The organism is Paenibacillus ihbetae, from assembly GCF_002741055.1.
GTDB lineage: Bacteria > Bacillota > Bacilli > Paenibacillales > Paenibacillaceae > Paenibacillus_AQ > Paenibacillus_AQ ihbetae.
In genome coordinates, this window is sequence record NZ_CP016809.1 from 2,720,797 (window position 1) to 2,738,525 (window position 17,729).

Consider the following 17,729-nt stretch of genomic DNA (forward strand, 5'->3'; position numbering starts at 1 on the left):
GCTTCCTTGCAGCCCTTATTTCCCCGAGGCCTTACGGTACTCGCTCGGGGAGACGCCGCAATACTTTTTAAATGTCGTTGTGAACGTGGACGAATTCGAGTAGCCCGTCTTCTCGCCGATTTCAGCGATGCTGAGCTCCGTATTGCGGAGATATTCCCGGGCATGAGCCAGCCGGACCTTGTTCAAATACTCCACGTAATTGACGCCGAATGTCTTCTTGAAATAATTCGAGAAGTATTTGGAGCTTGTATCCAGCACCTCCGCCATATGGTCCAGGTACAGATTCTCCATGTAATGAAGCTCGATATATTGAGAGATGAATGCCGGATTCAGCTTGCTGCGCGGATCGTGATTGCGCATATTCGCGACCACGCGAATCACTTCAACCAGCGCATCCTGAATTTCCTTGTACGTAAACGCATGATCGACCTTGCGGATAAAGGCGCTCTCCAGCTGGAACAGCTCGCTGCGGTCCGCGGCGGAGGATTCCGCCTGCTTCAGGACAAAGAAAAACATGCTTTTGGCGATATGGACCATCTGATGATGATGAATTTGCAGTGAGACGTTCTCCTGAATGATCTCATTGACGATCCGCAGCCCTTCATCCACCTTACCGCTCAACATGCAGTTGCTCAGCTTCTCGATCTCCTGAAGCGGGAAATACAGCTCGGGGACGTACCGGATGCGTTCCGTGTCGACAATCACTGTTCCCTCGTTCACATGCCGGTACAGCAGCCCTTCCTTAATATTTTCATAGGCGACGCGGCAGTTGCCGATCTTGGACTCGTAAGCCCGGCTGACGCATCCCCAAACCCCGAATGCCTGCAGATAACTTTGCTTTGCTGCCTCGAGGAAGTCCTCGAACCGCCGCACCAGCTTCTTTCGCTCCGAGGGCTGGTCAAGGCCGATCAGCGCCACAAACTGCAAATGCTCGATATGATACACAACCGCATGCTCGTAACGAGCCGTCAAATCGCTTCGAATCGCTGCCGTCAGCTCCTCCAGCACGAATCCGCCCTCCGAGTCCGGCTTGTCTTCCGGCTGCAAATAGATTGCCGCCATCACGAAATGCCTGCTCTGGAAAAAATGCGTGTACTGCTTCTGCATCTGGATTTCCTGCTCCCGCGAATGATTCTGCCCATCAAGGGTTTGCAGGAAGACGCCCCTTCGTATTTCTTCATCAACTAGGTCCATTTGCTTCTTCAGCGATTCGTTCTCTCGCTGGACCTTGATAATGCCGCTTTGAATCTTTACGAAGTCGTTCCCTTTCAGCGTGCTGCCGCCAAGCAGCTTGACGATATTTTTGACAGGCCGGTACAGGTAAACGCTGAGCAGCAGCGACATCAGCACCGCCAGCACAATCGCCCCGTACATAATCCACTGATTGGCGTCGGTGACGGAATCGATATTTTGAAACTTGTACGGCAGCTTGTTGATATAGATAAACCCGTTATAGTCGGATTTGTAGAAATTGTACTCGTAATTGCCATGCGTCAGGGAAGCTTCCTGGGACGGGTTAAAATACACATCATTCAAGATGTCCACCAAATCCAGGTCCTTCTCCGTGCTCAGTATGACGTTGCGGTTCGCATCCAGCACGATGAGCGAAGCGCCGGGGATCATCGAGTTCAGGTCGATGCCTTTCAGCAGCTTGTTCACGTTGATCAGAATCATGAGGTTTTTGTTCGATAACCGGACCTTGTTGCTGTCCACCGCAATCATCAGATTGCGCCCGTACCCGCTGCTCTGATCCATGTATACCTCGGCCGGAAATACCGTAAACTCGTGCTCGGAGCGGGTGAAGTTTTTCCAGAACATCGAGTTGTAGCGTTGGGACGTGTAGCGTCTGTCAAAGAGGGCATCCAGGTTGCTCGTTCCCCGGGTCGTAATGGCAAGATCATGATCATCGAACGAGATGATCACGTCCTCCACGATATCCACATTGGACACGATGCTCGTCAAGTTGTCCTGCAGGGTTAGCACCCTCTCCATATCAAGCCCTCCGCTGTCCGCCTGAATCCGGTCCGAGGAAAGCGCATGAATGTTGAAGATCAGGTTGTTGATGGAGGAGAAGCTGGTATCGAAAGACTGAATGACGTTTTTGATCACCATGCGATTGTTATCGCTCACCTTGTCATAAATCCCGCTGATGGAATTTTTGTACACGATGTAATTGAATATGAACATGATGCCGATGACCAGTTGCAGAGCGAAGAAAATCTGAAGCAATCCTCTGTTGGCGATCAGTCGATTCATTATGGATTCACCTCTCTTGATGTCATCCCTTCATATTCAACACACATGGGCCCGGTCCCTTCACGATCAGCCTTTTTCGGAGCCGAGCATAACCCCCTTGGCAAAATACTTCTGCGCGAACGGATAGATCAGCAGCACCGGAATCATCGACAATACGATCGTTGCGTTCTTCATCGCCTGCGGGGCCAGCGCCGCCGCGTCGACCAGGCTCGGATTGCTGCCGTTCTCGCTGAAGATCAGCATATCGCGCAGCACCACCTGCAGCGGGTACAGCACCGAATCGTTCAAGTAGATCATCGGGATGAAGAAGCTGTTCCAGTGGCCCATGAAGTAGAACAAACCGATGGAAGCGAGCGCCGGCTTCGAGAGCGGGATCACGATCTGGAACAGGATCCGGTATTCGGATGCACCGTCGACGACAGCCGCCTCGCGCAGCGATTCCGACATATTCTCATAGAAGCTCTTCAAAATCAGCAGCTCGAAGGTCCAGATCGCATTCGGCAGCACCAAGGCCCATACACTGTTCAGCAGCCCCAGCTCCGAGACGATCAGATAGTTCGGAATAATGCCCGGGTTCAAGAACATGGTGATGATGATGGCCAGCAAAAAGAACTTGCGTCCGAAGAAGTTTTTGCGGGCCAGCGGGTAGGCCGCTACGGCCGTTAAGAGCAGGTTGATGGCCGTACCGAGCGCCGTGTACATGATCGTATTCAGGTACGCGCGCGGCACCCGGTCGTCATTAAGCACCTGGGCATAGGCGTCCAGATTGAAGCCCTTCGGAAACAGCGTAACATTCCCCTGCACCACCTCGGACGTCGCGCTGAGCGAAACGGCTGTAATATATATCACGGGATAGACGGTAATGATAGCAAGACACGTCAGAATGATCGTGTTCACGATGCCAAACAATGAGACGTTTCGAAGACTGAATCGTTTGTTTACCATAGTCCGCTGCCTCCCAATCGCTTGCTGAAGTAATTAGAGGATAACAGCAGGATCATCGCAACAACGGCTTCAAACAAGCCCACGGCTGCGCCATAGCTGTAATTGCTCTCCATGAGTCCCTTCCGGTAGACGTAAGTTGAGAATACGTCGGCTACCTCGTACGTCATCGGGCTGTAGAGCAGGAGCACCTTCTCGTACCCGATGCGCAGCATCGAACCCGTCTTCAACACGAACATAATGATGATCGTCGGAAGGATAGCGGGAATCGTAATCCGAAAAATCATATGGTGCCGCTTGGCGCCGTCCACCTTGGCCGCTTCATACAAGGAAGGGTTGATGCCCGCGATCGCTGCCATATAAATGATTGCCTCATAGCCAACGGTCGCCCAAATGTCCGAGGAGACGTATATGGTCCGGAACCAGCTTGGTTCCCCTAAGAAGTAAATTTTCTCAAAGCCTAACGCCGCGATGAACTGGTTAATGATCCCTTGGTTCGGCGAGAGGAAATCGATAATCATACTGCTGATGATGACAACCGACAGAAAGGAGGGAAGATAGCTTAGCGTCTGTACCGAACGCTTGAACCACCGGACCCTAACCTCATTTAAGAGAATCGCCAAAATGATCGGAAACGGAAATCCGAAAATCAGGTTGTATACGCCGAGAAGCAGCGTGTTCTTAAAGAGCAGCCAAAAATCCGGACTGCTGAAAAATTTCTCGAAATGCTTTAGTCCCACCCAATCGCTTTCCATGATTCCGGTGAACACGCTGTAGTCTTTGAAAGCAATAATCAAGCCGTACAGGGGTCCGTATCGGAAAATAATATAAAACAACAGGCACGGAATAAACAAAATTAACAGCTGCCGGTCCCGCTTCATATGCTGAAAGGCTGCAACCATTCGTCCGCCGATTCCCCCGCGGGGAGCGGCCGGCTTCATCTCTGTCCCTGCACTTGCCATGGTGTTCTTTCCCTCCTTAAGAAGATGAGCAGCATCCGGGCTTCGAATCCCGGATGCCGCCATCAGCCTTATATCTGTTGATGCTTACTTCGTAGCTTCATCCAGTCTCTTCTGAGCGGCATTGAAGATGTCGACAAGCTGCTTGGCGCCCTGCTTTTCGGCTTGCGTTTGCCACTGCTGCCACTGGGCATCGCCATAGCTCTTGTTCAGAATGTACTTCGCGTTGAATTCATCCGCCAATTTCTTCAGCGAGGTTTGAATTTCCGCAATTGTGGCCGTTTCGTCATCCGTGAAGTTCAGCACCGGATCCAGCGGCTCGAATTTGTTGCCGTTAAGCAGCTTATCCTGGGCTTCCTGCTCCTTCTCCGTGTAGTTGAAATACACGCTGCGTTTGTCGGCATTGACGTACAAGCCTTGCAGCCACAGACCATAGCGGTCCTCCAGCACGCTGATATCCACCAATGGAACGTCCGTCAGCTCCGGATAAACGGCTTTATCGCCTTCAAGCTTAAATGTTTCGCCTTCCACTCCCATCGTCACCAGCGTGGCGCCGGACGGGCTGGTCAAGTAGTCCAGCAGCTTCAGGGCCGCTTCCTTGTTATCATTGTTCGCCACCGCGATGCTGAAGCCGTTCGTAATGCTCTCAATCGTTTTGCCGTTGCCCGTCGGACCTACCGGGTTGCCGTAACGCAGATCATAGTTCGGGTTCTGGTCCTTCACTTGGTTGTAGAACAGATCCAGGCGGCCGATCCAGTCATAGGTAACGAAGGATTTGTTGCCGCTTGTCATCTTCGCGGTCCAGGAATCGTCGGTATCGGTCATGAATTCCGGATCAAGAAGACCCTCGTTGTACAGCTTCTTCATGAAATCGAGCATTTCCTTATGCTCCGGCTGCACGGTCGCATATTTCCAGACCTTGGCCGCTTCATCGTAATACACCGGATAGTTGGCCCCGCCTAAGCCCCAGCCGTATGCCCAGTCGCGGAAAATATGCTCTTTCGTCTTGGAGGCGTACGGGTAGGAATCCGGATAAGCCTCCTTCAGCTTCTTAAGCGCTTGATAAAACTCCTCGGTATTCGTCCATTCCTTAATGCCCAGCTCGTCGAAAATATCCTTGCGGTACAGGAAGCCGTGGTTCACGTCACGATTGATGTTCGCCACCGGCCAGGTATAGATGTTCCCGGATTCATCTCCATAGGATGGGATGACCCAAGGATTCTCGTCCACGTACATCCGCTTGAAATTGGGCAGCATATCAAGGTGTTCGTTGATCGCCACGACCGCCTTCTGCTTGCCGATCTTCTTCAGCTCCGACGGCGTCAGGCCGTGGAAAATGTCCGGCAGCTTGCCGGAAGCGACCGTCACCTTCAGCTTATCGTTGAATGTCGCCGAGGAATACGCTTGAAAGTTGATCTTAATCCCCGTGCGCTTTTCGATTTCCTTGGCCAGCAAAGAGTCATTAAGGTCCGTCTTCTCGCTCGCCACCATCCATGTAAGGGTTGTCGGTTTATCCACCAGCGGCAGCGTGAGCCCGCCCGTATCTCCGTATTGGTTCGGATCGGCCGGCGCTGCCGGAGCAGGTGTTTCGCCTGAGCCGCCTCCCGCCTCCGGCGCAGCCCCCTTGCCCCCGCCGCTGCATGCAGCAAGCATCGACATGATAATGGTTAATACAAGTGCCATACGAAACCATGGTTTTGGTTTTCTCATATATGCGCTCCTCCTAAATCTGGATATTCGTAAGTAACTGGATTCTAGGATGCCTTCGTTATACTACCCCCGTCGTTTTCCTTCTTCATTCTCGTTCAGTCATGACCTGCCGCGTGATGCGTTTGGATGATGATCGTTCATTAGATGCTCCTGCAGGCGGTTATCCCCTCCCAAGTCCTATCGTCCTGTGCAGCTTTTTCGCGAATACATTTCTTACTATTCGTAAAGCTGCCATCGGGCTGAAGTCGATATTGCATTTTCTACCCGCCCTCATCATAAAAGCGCTTTCAGGTTTTCGTAAACCATCGTATTTCATCCAGCTGGACTTTTTCCCGGAAGCCGACGTTAAAATCGCCGAATCCCTTGATACATCAGGCTTTTTGGCCGTGTAGAAAATGCTAAAGCGGTAGAAATAGAACAAAAAACAAAGGGATTTCCCTCCGGAAATCCCTCACATCATGTGTTCGTTTGATGTTCATTTTCTCCTCCGAAATGGAGGTAGTGCGCCTGTTTCAACCGATCAAATTCGTCAATGACACGGTCATTTGAGCTGCTCTTTGCAGCCGCTCAGCCTGCTCTTCTCTGCCGCTTCGAGAAACGCGATCACCTCGAGCGTTTCCTCTGCCGGAAGAACGGCTCGCTCCTCGGTAAACATGATCATGACCTGCTCCAGCAGGCTGGCATACCACGGCTTATCCGATGCCCCGGCATCGATAAATCGGCTGCCTTCGCTTCGATGGATTAACGCCGTGAACCGGCCGGTGCCCCTCCGGCTCCCGCGCACCGTTCCGATACGGCCGTCTTCCCAGACGCCGGTGATCAGCTCTTCGGTCTCCGTAGAGACCGCGGTGACCTCCTTGGCGCCCCTTCCCATCACGGCATACAGCATCTCGACGGCGTGAATGCCATACCAGAAATAGTGGGACTGGGTCGGCTGCACATCCATCGGCCCCGATATGTCGGCGCCCAGAATGCCGTCTGCGCCTTCTCCGGCAAGCTCCTGGGCGAGTGCATCCGCATAGCGGAGCGAGGAGGAGCTCATCAGCGGCACGCCGGAGCCGGAGGCCGCGGCGAAGATTTCCTTCGCTTCATCCGTACGCAGCGCCAGCGGCTTATCGATGAACACCGGCTTGCCATAGGAAGCGATCGAGCGGAACTGCCGCAGGTGCACCCGCCCATCTGCCGACAGCAGAAGGACGGCGTCACAAGCGGCAGCCACCTCTTCCGGCGTGCTCAGAATCGCGACGCCGAATTGCTCCTTGATCTCCTTCGTGAAGCCGTCCACCCGGCCGGCGCTAAGGGGAAAGTCCGGCGACCCTCCCGGGAACGCAGCCGTAACCCGGCCGCCCGGAATATGGTACGGGTGTCCGGGATCGTTCAGCAGCCGGGTAAACGCAACCGCGTGGGACGTATCCAGTCCGATAATGCCGATATTCAACAGCGTCATATCCGGCTACTCCCCCTTCCCTTTTGCACCCTTCTCGCGCAGCTTCTTGCCTTCTTTACCATAGAGGTCCTTTAAAATTTTCTTGCCGGTCGGCGTCTGTGCAAGCCCGCCCTTCGCGGTCTCCCGGTGCTTAGCCGGCATGGCCGTGCCGACCTCCAGCATGACATCGATCACTTCATCCGACGGGATGACGCTTCGAACGCCAGCCAGCGCCATATCCGACGCCGCCAGCGCCGTAACCGCGCCGAAGCCGTTGCGGACGATGCACGGAATCTCCACCAGACCGCCGACGGGGTCGCAGATAAGGCCCAGCGAGTTCTTCAGCGCAAGACCTACCGCATGAACCGCCTGCTCCGGCGTACCGCCGCGCAGCTCTGTCAAGGCGCCTGCGGCCATGCCGATTGCGGAGCCTACTTCGGCCTGACAGCCGCCCTCGGCGCCCGATATGAATGAATTGTTGGCAATAACATATCCGATGGCGCCCGCACTGAACAGCCCCATGACCAGATGCTCGTCATCCCAGCCGAATCGCTGCTGCGCGCTGACGAACACGCCGGGAATGATGCCGCATGAGCCGGCGGTTGGCGTGGCCACGATCCGTCCCATGGACGCGTTCACTTCCGATACGGACAGCGCATACGCGAGCGCCGTGCAGGCATCCGTGCCGAGCGCCGGCACGCCCGTTGACAAATATTCATGAACCCGGACGGCATCGCCCCCTGTCAGGCCGCTCTTCGACGGAACCGGCTCATGAATGCCCCGATGAACCGCCTCTTTCATAATGCCGTAATAATCGGCCATTTGCTTGAACGTTTCTTCCCGGCTTTTGCCGGTTTCCTTGATCTGCTCCTGCAGCATCAGCTGCCCGATCGTCACCTGATCCTTCTCGCAGCAGGCAATGATGTCCTTCAATGTGGAAAATTTCATGACGCCGCCTCCTCAGTCGTCAAATCCGCGAATACGACGCGGTGCACGCCCTGCAGGCCCTCGATATGCTTCATCAGCTCCAGCGGAACCGCCTCGTCCGATTCGACGACGGTGAGGGCATCACCGCCACGTCCCTTGCGATCCACATCCATATAGGCGATATTGACGCCTCCGCCCTCGAGCAGCCGGGTGATATGCGCCACCATACCCGGCGTATCGTCATGGAAGACCAGCAGCACCGGATAGTTCGTCGTGAACTTGACGTCAAAGCCGTTCACCCGGAGCATCTCAACGCTGCCTCCACCAATGGAAGCGCCTACAATGCGATCTTCACGCTCTCCGCTGGTCAGTCTCAGCTCCACCGTATTCGGATGGAAAGCGACATTCTGCGCCGTCTTAAAGGTCAGCTTCATGCCTGCCGCCTCAGCCAGCTCAATGGAGCTTCGGATACGCATATCGTCCGTGGCAAAATCCAGCAGTCCGCCGACGACGGCCAGGTCCGTGCCGTGACCGCGGTAGGTATCGGCAAAGGAGCCGTAAAATACAATTTCCGCCTGATCGGGGAACGTGCCGAAAATGCGCCGCGCAGCCCTTCCGATCCGGACGGCCCCGGCGGTATGGGAGCTCGACGGCCCCACCATACTCGGCCCGATAATTGAAAACACATCTTTAAACCGCATGCGCGATTCCCCACTTTCGACTATTCTGCCCTCATTGTATCAGTCCGAAAGCCATTCTTCCAAGTGCTCGCGAATAAAGTCGTCGTCATTCAGATGCGGATAATCACGATAGACCCGATCAATTTCTTCAGCCTGTCCCGGCGACAGCGTCTCATGCGGATTCAGGCACCAGGTGCCCCTCAGCAGCCCTTGGCGCCGGAGCACTTCGTGAATCCCCGGGATGCATCCGGCGAACCCATGCGCGGGGTCAAAGAAGGCCGCATTGCAATCCGTAATTTCCACATTGCGCGTCAGCCATTCTTTGGAGAGGCTTCCGGCTTTTCTCGCTTCCTTGATCTCCTCCAGCAGCTCGACGGCCTTCTGTGTCCATACGGCCCAATGGCCCAGCAGCCCGCCGACGATCTCCTTCTCTACAGCCACCCCGTCGACCTGAAAACGGTACGTGGTCAGCAGATCGTTCACGATATTATCGTCATTGCCGGTATACAGCGCGATCTCGTCCCGGCGGCTGGAGTAGCAGACGGCACGAACGACATCGATCGTCTGGTACCGGTTAAACGGCGCCATCTTGATGGCCACAATGTTCGGAATTTCGGCAAAAGCCCGCCAGAAATCGAAGGAGAAGATCTTTCCGCCGACCGACGGCTGGAGGTAGAAGCCGATAACCGGCATTTTAGCGGCGATCGCCTCGGTCCGCTTCAGGATGTCTTCCTCGCTCCAGCCGTCCAGACCGCCCATGCTGAGAAGTACTGCGTCATAACCGAGCCTTCCGGCGATCTCCGTCTCCTCGAGCGCTTGCGGAGTCGGGCCGCAGACGCCCGCGACCATGATGAACGGACGCTTAAACTTGGCCTTGCCGATTTCCTCGGCCGCCAGCTGCAGCACCGGCTCGTACAGATCAATGCCCGGCTCGCGAATCTCGAACTGGGTCGAATGCACGCCGACCGCAATGCCGCCTGCGCCCGATGCCGCATAATAACGGGACAAGGCCCGCTGGCGTCGCTCGTCCAGCTTACGGTTCTCGTCCAAGGCGAGGGGGTGAGCCGGAATGACGAGCCCTTGATGGAGCGCCGCCAATTTTTCAGGTGCCAATTGCACGGTTGTCGAGGTCTGTCCGCTCATTTTAAAATTTCCCCTTTCTCTCCTGGAAATGTGTCGGCTTGTTCCAGCTTTCGCCTCCAGCCTGAACCCACGCGGCAGTCCAGTCGATCATCTGCAGCAGGGATACCTTCGGATAGCCGAACAGCTGGTGCGACTTCGACGCGTTATTCAGCAGCGCCGTTTCCGATTCCGTGCCGATAAACTGCGCCTCTTTCCCCATCCGTTTGGCCAGCTCCTGTGCCGCCCAGCGGATCGACATCGTCTCCGGCCCGGTAATGTTAATGATCTCAGGCGGAGTGCTGCAATGCAAGAGAGATCGGAGCGCCATCTCGTTGGCATCCCCCTGCCATATAATATTCGCGTGACCCATCGCCAGGTGAATCGGGCGGTCCTCATGGATGGCCTTGGCCAGCTCATGCAGCACGCCGTACCGCATATCGATCGCGTAGTTGAGACGGTAAATGGCCATCGGTGTTCCATTCTGGTGGGAGAAATATTCAAAGACCCGCTCCCTGCCCAGGCAGGACTGCGCGTACTCGCCGATCGGCTCCGGCGCCACCGATTCGTTAACACCTCCGCTCCCTACCGAGGAGAAAGGGTATACGTTCCCCGACGAGAACACCACGATCTTCGATTGCTTGAACTTCTCAGCCACCCTCCCAGGCAAATACGAATTCATTGCCCAGGTGAAATACTCGCGGCCGGTCGTGCCGAACTTATTCCCGGCCATATAAATGACGTTCGGGGCCTCCGGCAGCTGCTGCAGCTCCCCATCGTTCAGCAGGTCGCACGAGATCGTGTGGACGCCCGCTTCCTCCAGCTCGCGTCTGGCCTCCTGGTTCGAGAACCGGGACACGCCGATGATCCGTTTGCCCCCGCCTCCTTCGCGAACAGCGTTCGCCGCCAGTCTCGCAAGGCTCGGCCCCATCTTCCCCCCGACGCCCAGCACGATAATATCTCCATCCAATGACGCCAGGTCGGCGACCAGTTGTTCCGAAGGCTCCGCAAGCTTTGCCTCTAATTCTGCAACAGTTAACATCCTTCCATCTCCTCCTCGTATGGATTCCCTTTCATCATACGGGGGGACGATATATAAAGACAAATCTTTAAATCGTCTTTAAATGGATGGATGTTAGGGCAAGCACGCAAAATGTTTCTGCAATCGCTGTTGGTTTCAGATTTCTTGACGGTATAGAACCTGGCACAGTAGAAATCTGAAACCAAGGCGACTGCCTGCATCGTATTCTTAAGTTTAACTCCTGCTGTTATTCGTCTTTCTTTTCTTTTTCCTTCTCCTGTGGCCCTTCCGGATGCCCTTCCTCAAGCGTCGGCCCGTTATTGAGCAGCTTTCGTTTTTGGGCCGCCTCCTCCTGTTTCCGGCGCCCCGATTTTCGAACCAGCCAAAGGATGAGCAGCACGAGGGCCGCGATGACCAAGACGGGAAGCGAGCCGGACAATATGACGATCATCCATTGGACGATGATGGTGATCACGTCGATGCTCCCTTGAAAAGCTTCGGAGACCCGCTGGCCGAGCGGTGCCTGAGCGGCGGACGAGTTCGGAGCAGCCTTTTTTTGCGGCGTCTCATAAAGTCTGATTTCTACGGTGGAATACGACACGTTTTGGTCAATATACCGCATCCGGCCCTTCATCTGCTCGATTTCCGACTGAATGCGCTCCAGCTCGTTGGCAAAAGCAACAAGGTCTGTCGTCTTGGTCGCCTTTTTCATGAAGGCTACGTACTGCTCCTCCATGATTTGCTTGGCCTTGAGCCTGGATTCCAAATCGACGTATTCCTCGGTCGCATCCTGTCCTTCAATGCTTCGCTGCAGGTTCTCATGCGCAATGTCCTCCAAACGGTTTAAGAAGGAGGAGAAGCCGTTCGCAGGGACCTTCACGATAAACGTGCCGCCTCTTTCGCTCGTGGACTGGGTTTCGCTGAAATTGACGATATAGCCGCCCGAAAGCGTCACGATATTCCGGACTTCAGACTGCGCCTTGCCATAATCCTGAATCTCCATCACGATATTCGCTTTGTACATCAGCTTTTTGTTGAGCCCGTTGGACAAATCCTGCGAATTAAAGCCTGCGCCGGAAGTCTGAGCAGGCGATGGCATACTCGGGAGCTCGGCGTCCGCTGATGCCGGTTCCTCGGCACTGCGATCGCTTTTTACCTCCGATACGTTTTTGGCCGCCGCATCTCCTTCTGCGTTTGAGGCATGATCCGCCGCCGTTGTTTGCGTTTCGGCGCCCGCGGCACCTCCTTCGCTTTTGGCTCGAGAACCCGATGAGCAGCCGCTCACCAGCAACACGATAAGCATCAACACAGCAATCCATAAACTCTGCTTTCTCATCCTTTAGCCCCCCTGCCGATGGATATTTTCCATTTTATTTACTAACGGTTCCATCATATGGAAGGTTGCGGGCGTGCTAAAAGAAATTATCCAGGCGGAGTCTTACGGCTCGCAATATGCCGCGTCTATCCCCTTAACTCCGCATATTGCGCTCGGCGATTCGGCTTAGGACACCCTCTTAGCCCCACCTGCTCCAATCCACTTTTGATGCTGCGGTCCATCACAAAAAACGCCTCCTCCGCTGCATTACGGAAAAGGCGCCGTTCTGTTCTCAAAGCCATATCAAATGCTATTCCAAAAACGTAAACCTGAATATCTGCCTCGGTCTTCCCCGGGGCACCTTCTCGATCCCCGAGATCTCGACAAGGCCGTGGTCGGTCCACAGCTGCAGCAGCCGATGCGCGCTCCGCACCGTAATATCCAGCAAATGCGCCAGCTCATGGACCTTGTACTCATACTTTCCGGAACGGGCCCGTTGGTTCAGCAGCTTGCTCAGATAGGCGCTCGTCATCCCCGCATCCTCCGCCCGCTTGATCAGCGCCGGATCCGTCACGGAGAGCACCTCCTGCACCGGATCGGCCATCTCCAGCGGACCGATCAGCGTTCCGTCCTCCCGGACGATGAAGCAGGCGTTGCCGCCAACCTCCTTCGCCTTCCGCATGGCAATGCGGGCATTCGTCCCCGCCATGCTGGCCGATCTGCCAAAGCCCATCCCGATGCTCAGCGAAATCCCGTGGGTCTTGTTCACGTCCTTGGCCAGCGGAATCGTCTTGTACCCGCCGCTCTCCCGCTCAAAAATCCCCCGTGTCGTAAAAAACAAATATTCATCCCCGCCCAGATGGGTCAAATACCCATCGAGCGATTCCACGTAATCCAGCACCAGCCGGTGGATGTCAAGCTTCAGCTTCTGCACCTCGTGCTCATTGCTGCGGCGGAGCGCCTGGGCTCCGAAATCATCGACATTGATCATGCCGACCACGATTTGCCCTTCGCGGCTGCGGCGGGATGCCGTAGATAACAGCGCCCGTTCCAGCGACACCACGATATCCTGATCCGAGGGAAGCAGCCATTCATGCGGAATACCGAGAGTGGCCAGCTCCCTGGCGACCGATTCAACGCCGGTAAACGCAATGGAGCATGCACCGGATTCGTACTGGGCTTGGTGGAAGGCGGTTATGTGCTGCTTAGGGGCATAGGCCGGCCCATCATAGACGACGGCCCGTACCGAAGGGATGCGTAAATCCTTCAGCGTGCGCACGACCATCGTCTCCGTCAGCGTATCCACGGATATTCCGCCGGCAAGCTCCACCTTCTGGCTGGCTGAGAACAACGCTTTATACAAGCCGGCGTCGGTGACCGGCACATAATGAACGGGGATTGCCAAGCGCCCGCTCTCCTTTACCTTCCGCTGCGACAACGGATCGGAGAGGAACAATACCTCCACCTCATCACCGATTCGTTGAGCCAAGGCAGGCGCTTCATCTTCTTCCTGAAATACCAGCGGCACCGGGTCGAAGGACGGGAAGGTGTCCATGATCTTCATGATTTTATCGACAATGGTCTGCGTCCCAATGACTCCGATGCGAATTTGCTGAACCTGCAGCCGGCTGCTCTCACTCACGATCCTTCACTCCCGTTGTTTTCGATTTGCACCGGCGATTCGAGTTAATCAAGCCGGCATGGTTACCTAAATCATACCTGCTATCAAAAATTTGGCAAGTGAAGAAGCCAACGTGGCTGTAATGCCGGAAAGCATCGCCAGCCGGACATGCTAAAGCCGGTTGCCGATATCGGTGCTACATCAATCGTTTGTTATTCACGATTTCAAGCAAATGACCGGCACTACCCCCGGAAACTATGTGGAGGCTCTTCGACAAGAATGACAGAATACCGGGCACGCCGGATTTTCCCGCACAACATAACAAACGCTGACCCCCATCCCGGTCGATTCGGACCGAAAGATGAAGCGGTCAGCGTTTGCTCGTTAGTCCGTATAATCCTCCTCATGCAGCACAAACTGGGCAATGTTCTTGCTGTGATCCCCGATGCGTTCCAGATTGCTCAGGATATCCAAATACACCGCACCCGAGCTGCCCGTACACAAATTCTGATTCAAGCGCTGGATATGACTCTTGCGGAAACGCGCTTCCATTTCATCCAAATCGCGCTCGTAATCAAGCACCTGCTGCGCAGCCTCGGCGTCGTTATGCTCCAGGGCAGATATTGCCCGCTCAACAGCCTTATCAGCAACTGCAAGCATCTCCTTCAACTCGCGTCCTGCAAGCTCGGAAAACTCGACCTTGTTATTGATGCTGAATTCCGACAGCTCTACGATATTCTCCGCATGGTCGCCGATACGCTCAATATCATTCACGGTCTGCAGCCAGCCGCTAGCCTTCTCCGACTCCTGTGCCGGCAAGCCGTTCGACTGATGAATTCTTACCATATAATCGGTAATCTTCCGGTTCAACTCGTTAATGAGCTGCTCCTTCTGCAGCGCAAGCGAGGCCGACTTGCTGTCCTTGGTGAAGAAAAAGACGGCCGCATCCTCCAGCGTCTCGCGGGCATACCGCCCCATCCGTACGATTTCATGCTGGGCTTGTCCGAGCGCAACGGCAGGCGTCGCCAGCAGACGCTCATCCAGGTACATCGGCCTGAACTCGATTTCCTGCATTTTTCCTGGAACGACTCTGGTTACGATCCAGGCAAGTACCGGAATCAGCGGCAAGAAGATCAGCGTGTTCGTCGTATTGAAGATACCATGTGCATAAGCAATCTGCATTCGGATGTTGACCCCCTCGCCGAGCCAAAGGACGAGATCGCGAACGGGTACCAAGAAGATCATGAAAATGATAGATCCAATTACGTTAAATATGACATGCACTAATGCGGTTCGCTTCGCGGCTACCGAAGCGCCGATCGAGGCCAGCACAGCCGTAATGGTCGTCCCGATATTATCGCCAAACAGAATCGGCAAGGCTCCCTGCAGGCCGATCATCCCTTCATCGGCAATTGTCTGCAGAATTCCAATCGTAGCGCTGGAGCTTTGCACAATAACCGTAAATACGACGCCGACAAGGAGCGCTAAGAACGGTTGGTCTTTCATTTGAACCATGAAATCTATGAAAACCGGGAGCTCCCTAAGCGGCTTCAAGCCCCCGCTCATGGTGGACAATCCCAGAAACAGCGCACCGAAGCCGAATACGATCTGACCCATGTATTGGAATTTTTTCTTATTAAAGAAAAACAAAAAGATCGCTCCGATTGCGATAATAGGCAAGGCATACTCCTCGATCTTGATTCCGACAATAAACGCGGTCATGGTTGTACCGATATTTGCCCCCATCACAACGCCGATCGCTTGCCTGAGCGTCATTAGCCCGGCATTCACGAGCCCGATGGCCATCACTGTTGTTCCGGATGAGGATTGAATCAGAATCGTAACACAGATGCCAACCAATACCCCGAGCACCGGATTGGACGTATACTTCGCCAGCAGCCCCCGCATTTTGTCGCCTGCGGATTTCTGAAGCCCGTCCGACATGTATTTAATGCCGAACAGAAATATTCCAAGCCCTCCTACAAATTTGAACAGGATATCCTGCCAATCCAAGAATAAGTCCCCCTTTAGACTGTATAATCAAGATGATAGGATTTGCAAAGCTCTGAACCCCCCAGATAATTTATCATAGAATCGCATGATTATACATCTATCTAATAGTTTACATATCCTGAATCGGCAGCCCGATTTCGACAGAGGTTCCTTTTCCCGCCTCGCTTTGAATATTCATCGTCCCGTGATGGCTTTCAAGGATCCGGTGAACGATCATCATGCCGAGGCCGTTCCCTTCGGGCTTCGTCGTATGGAACGGCTCCACGATCCGGGAAAGCACCTCCTCCGTCATGCCGGTGCCGTTATCGGTAAAGGTAATCAGCTGATACCCCTCCCATACATCCAACCGAACATGAATATGGCCGCCGTAAGGAAGTGCCTCCATCGCATTTTTCAAAATATTCAGAAACACCTGCTTGATCTGATTCCGGTCGCATCGGATGGTGGCGCTCTGCTCAAGCGTGCAGGTTATTTCAATGTCATTCAAATCGGTCTGTATCTCGAACAGCTGGAGCACTTCCTCCAAGATTCCGCCGCAATCCTCAAGCTTGAACACCGTCGCCTGGGGCTTGCCCAGTATCATAAATTCCCCGACGATAAGGTTGGCCCGTTCCAGCTCGGACATCATCAGATCATAATGACGCAAAGGGGTGTCCCGATGGGCCAGCTGCAGCAGCCCTTTGACCGTTGTTAGAGGATTCCGGACCTCATGGGCGATGCTCACGGCCACCTGTCCGGCAAAGACCAGCTTCTCCGTATTTCGCAGCACTTCCTCCGTTCGCTTCATCTCCGTAATGTCCCGCAGGGTGCCGATCACGCGGATGAGGTTGCCCTCCCGGTCGTAGACCGGCTGCACATCCAGCATATAGTGATGAATATCTCCTCCAAGCTCCATGGTCAGCTCGGCGCCGATGCAGGATTCCCCCTGGTTAATGACCCCCTCATAATACCGGCTGATCGCAGGAATCTCGGATATCGGCCGGTTCACATAGTTCGAACGGTCGCCATCATCCGGACACAGCAGCCTTAAGCTGCAATCGTTCATCTTCAGAATCCGCCCGCGGCCGTCGGTAATGATGACCCCGTGGTACTTTGTGTCCATGAGCACCTGATTTAAGGTTTGAAGCTGGGTGTTCTGCTTCCGGGTAAACATTTCGCGCTCGAGTGAATCCGCCATTGTGCAGAGCAGTGCAAGCAGGTGCGGATGCTCGTACTCGATATCCGTCATGAGGGAAAGCGTGCCTAGGATCCTTAATCCGTCTTCGCTTCGGAAAGGAGCCGAATAACAGGCCATCCGCTGGAGAATGTGATGATAATGATCTTCTCCGACTAACCGGAACGGACGCTTATGGCGAAGGCATAGGTGCACCGAGCTTGGGCCGTTATGCTCGCTGTACCCGATCCCTTCTCCGATTCCCAGTTCTCTCACCGTTTCGATAATGGCAGGATCCCCTGCAAGATCAAGCACGTACCCGTCTTCATCCGTAAGGGTGATGATGACCGGATTGCCTGAGCCCGAGGAGAGAAACTTCCGAACGAACGTCTGCGTAACTTCGATGTAGTCTTTGTATTTTTCACGCCTTGCGGCCAATGTCTCGGGATCCAATCGATCAGGATGAGATGGAAGAAACGCCGGATTCATCCCTTTGTCTTTGCACTGCTGCTTAGCATCCTGTATTATCTCCCGATCCGTGATTTCACCGTATTGATTTTCCACAAGTGCGTACCCCTTTATATAAT

14 protein-coding genes are annotated in these 17,729 nt (G+C 54.5%); 1 reads left to right on the top strand and 13 read right to left on the bottom strand.

Going from position 1 to position 17,729, the window contains the following annotated elements; genetic code table 11:
* Positions 1–15 precede the first annotated feature (15 nt).
* The 4 genes from BBD41_RS12210 to BBD41_RS12225 all read right to left on the bottom strand — a co-directional run bounded on the left by BBD41_RS12210 (position 16) and on the right by BBD41_RS12225 (position 5,867).
* A complete protein-coding gene (locus BBD41_RS12210) occupies positions 16–2,256 on the bottom strand; it encodes a helix-turn-helix domain-containing protein (RefSeq protein ID WP_077570129.1) in 2,241 nt (746 codons plus the stop codon).
* Between the two features lie 66 nt (positions 2,257–2,322).
* A complete protein-coding gene (locus BBD41_RS12215; protein WP_077570131.1) occupies positions 2,323–3,201 on the bottom strand; it encodes a carbohydrate ABC transporter permease in 879 nt (292 codons plus the stop codon).
* Entirely contained in the window at positions 3,195–4,160 is a 966-nt protein-coding gene (locus tag BBD41_RS12220; protein WP_077570133.1) for an ABC transporter permease, read from the bottom strand. The genes BBD41_RS12215 and BBD41_RS12220 overlap by 7 nt, the downstream gene beginning before the upstream one ends.
* Positions 4,161–4,244: 84 nt before the next feature.
* Positions 4,245–5,867: an extracellular solute-binding protein gene (locus tag BBD41_RS12225; RefSeq protein ID WP_077570135.1), complete on the bottom strand. Its 1,623-nt coding sequence runs from the start codon at positions 5,865–5,867 to the stop codon at positions 4,245–4,247.
* A 122-nt stretch (positions 5,868–5,989) separates the two neighbouring features.
* Between BBD41_RS12225 and BBD41_RS29790 the strand changes: the two genes are divergently transcribed.
* Positions 5,990–6,259 (top strand): hypothetical protein, encoded by a 270-nt coding sequence (locus BBD41_RS29790; RefSeq protein WP_157929293.1) that lies wholly within the window; start codon positions 5,990–5,992, stop codon positions 6,257–6,259.
* Between the two features lie 149 nt (positions 6,260–6,408).
* On the opposite strand, the gene BBD41_RS12230 is transcribed toward BBD41_RS29790, so the two are convergent.
* The 9 genes from BBD41_RS12230 to BBD41_RS12270 form a co-directional block, all read right to left on the bottom strand.
* Positions 6,409–7,314, bottom strand: coding sequence for a Gfo/Idh/MocA family protein (locus BBD41_RS12230; protein ID WP_099477751.1), 906 nt, complete (start codon positions 7,312–7,314; stop codon positions 6,409–6,411).
* A 6-nt stretch (positions 7,315–7,320) separates the two neighbouring features.
* The gene (sdaAA, locus tag BBD41_RS12235; protein ID WP_099477752.1) at positions 7,321–8,241 is read right to left on the bottom strand and encodes an L-serine ammonia-lyase, iron-sulfur-dependent, subunit alpha; all 921 of its coding nucleotides are present in this window, start codon (positions 8,239–8,241) and stop codon (positions 7,321–7,323) included.
* Entirely contained in the window at positions 8,238–8,921 is a 684-nt protein-coding gene (gene sdaAB, locus BBD41_RS12240) for an L-serine ammonia-lyase, iron-sulfur-dependent subunit beta (RefSeq protein WP_077570141.1), read from the bottom strand. Before sdaAB ends, sdaAA begins: the two co-directional genes overlap by 4 nt.
* Before the next feature lie 39 nt (positions 8,922–8,960).
* Entirely contained in the window at positions 8,961–10,043 is a 1,083-nt protein-coding gene (locus BBD41_RS12245; RefSeq protein WP_099477753.1) for a dihydrodipicolinate synthase family protein, read from the bottom strand.
* 1 nt (position 10,044) lies between these two features.
* A complete protein-coding gene (locus BBD41_RS12250) occupies positions 10,045–11,061 on the bottom strand; it encodes an NAD-dependent epimerase/dehydratase family protein (RefSeq protein ID WP_099477754.1) in 1,017 nt (338 codons plus the stop codon).
* Between the two features lie 226 nt (positions 11,062–11,287).
* Positions 11,288–12,376: a DUF4349 domain-containing protein gene (locus BBD41_RS12255; RefSeq protein ID WP_077570147.1), complete on the bottom strand. Its 1,089-nt coding sequence runs from the start codon at positions 12,374–12,376 to the stop codon at positions 11,288–11,290.
* A gap of 289 nt (positions 12,377–12,665) precedes the next feature.
* Positions 12,666–13,997, bottom strand: a complete 1,332-nt coding sequence (locus BBD41_RS12260; RefSeq protein ID WP_077570149.1) for a hypothetical protein — start codon at positions 13,995–13,997, stop codon at positions 12,666–12,668.
* Positions 13,998–14,360: 363 nt separating this feature from the next.
* A complete protein-coding gene (locus BBD41_RS12265) occupies positions 14,361–15,989 on the bottom strand; it encodes a Na/Pi cotransporter family protein (protein WP_077570151.1) in 1,629 nt (542 codons plus the stop codon).
* A gap of 109 nt (positions 15,990–16,098) precedes the next feature.
* Positions 16,099–17,706, bottom strand: a complete 1,608-nt coding sequence (locus BBD41_RS12270; protein ID WP_099477755.1) for an ATP-binding protein — start codon at positions 17,704–17,706, stop codon at positions 16,099–16,101.
* Positions 17,707–17,729: the final 23 nt, after the last annotated feature.

Coding starts and splice junctions, on each gene's coding strand:
- BBD41_RS12210 (WP_077570129.1), bottom strand. CDS start 2,256: ATGAATCGACTGATCGCCAACAGAGGATTGCTTCAGATTTTCTTCGCT.
- BBD41_RS12215 (WP_077570131.1), bottom strand. CDS start 3,201: ATGGTAAACAAACGATTCAGTCTTCGAAACGTCTCATTGTTTGGCATC.
- BBD41_RS12220 (WP_077570133.1), bottom strand. CDS start 4,160: ATGGCAAGTGCAGGGACAGAGATGAAGCCGGCCGCTCCCCGCGGGGGA.
- BBD41_RS12225 (WP_077570135.1), bottom strand. CDS start 5,867: ATGAGAAAACCAAAACCATGGTTTCGTATGGCACTTGTATTAACCATT.
- BBD41_RS12230 (WP_099477751.1), bottom strand. CDS start 7,314: ATGACGCTGTTGAATATCGGCATTATCGGACTGGATACGTCCCACGCG.
- sdaAA (WP_099477752.1), bottom strand. CDS start 8,241: ATGAAATTTTCCACATTGAAGGACATCATTGCCTGCTGCGAGAAGGAT.
- sdaAB (WP_077570141.1), bottom strand. CDS start 8,921: ATGCGGTTTAAAGATGTGTTTTCAATTATCGGGCCGAGTATGGTGGGG.
- BBD41_RS12245 (WP_099477753.1), bottom strand. CDS start 10,043: ATGAGCGGACAGACCTCGACAACCGTGCAATTGGCACCTGAAAAATTG.
- BBD41_RS12250 (WP_099477754.1), bottom strand. CDS start 11,061: ATGTTAACTGTTGCAGAATTAGAGGCAAAGCTTGCGGAGCCTTCGGAA.
- BBD41_RS12255 (WP_077570147.1), bottom strand. CDS start 12,376: ATGAGAAAGCAGAGTTTATGGATTGCTGTGTTGATGCTTATCGTGTTG.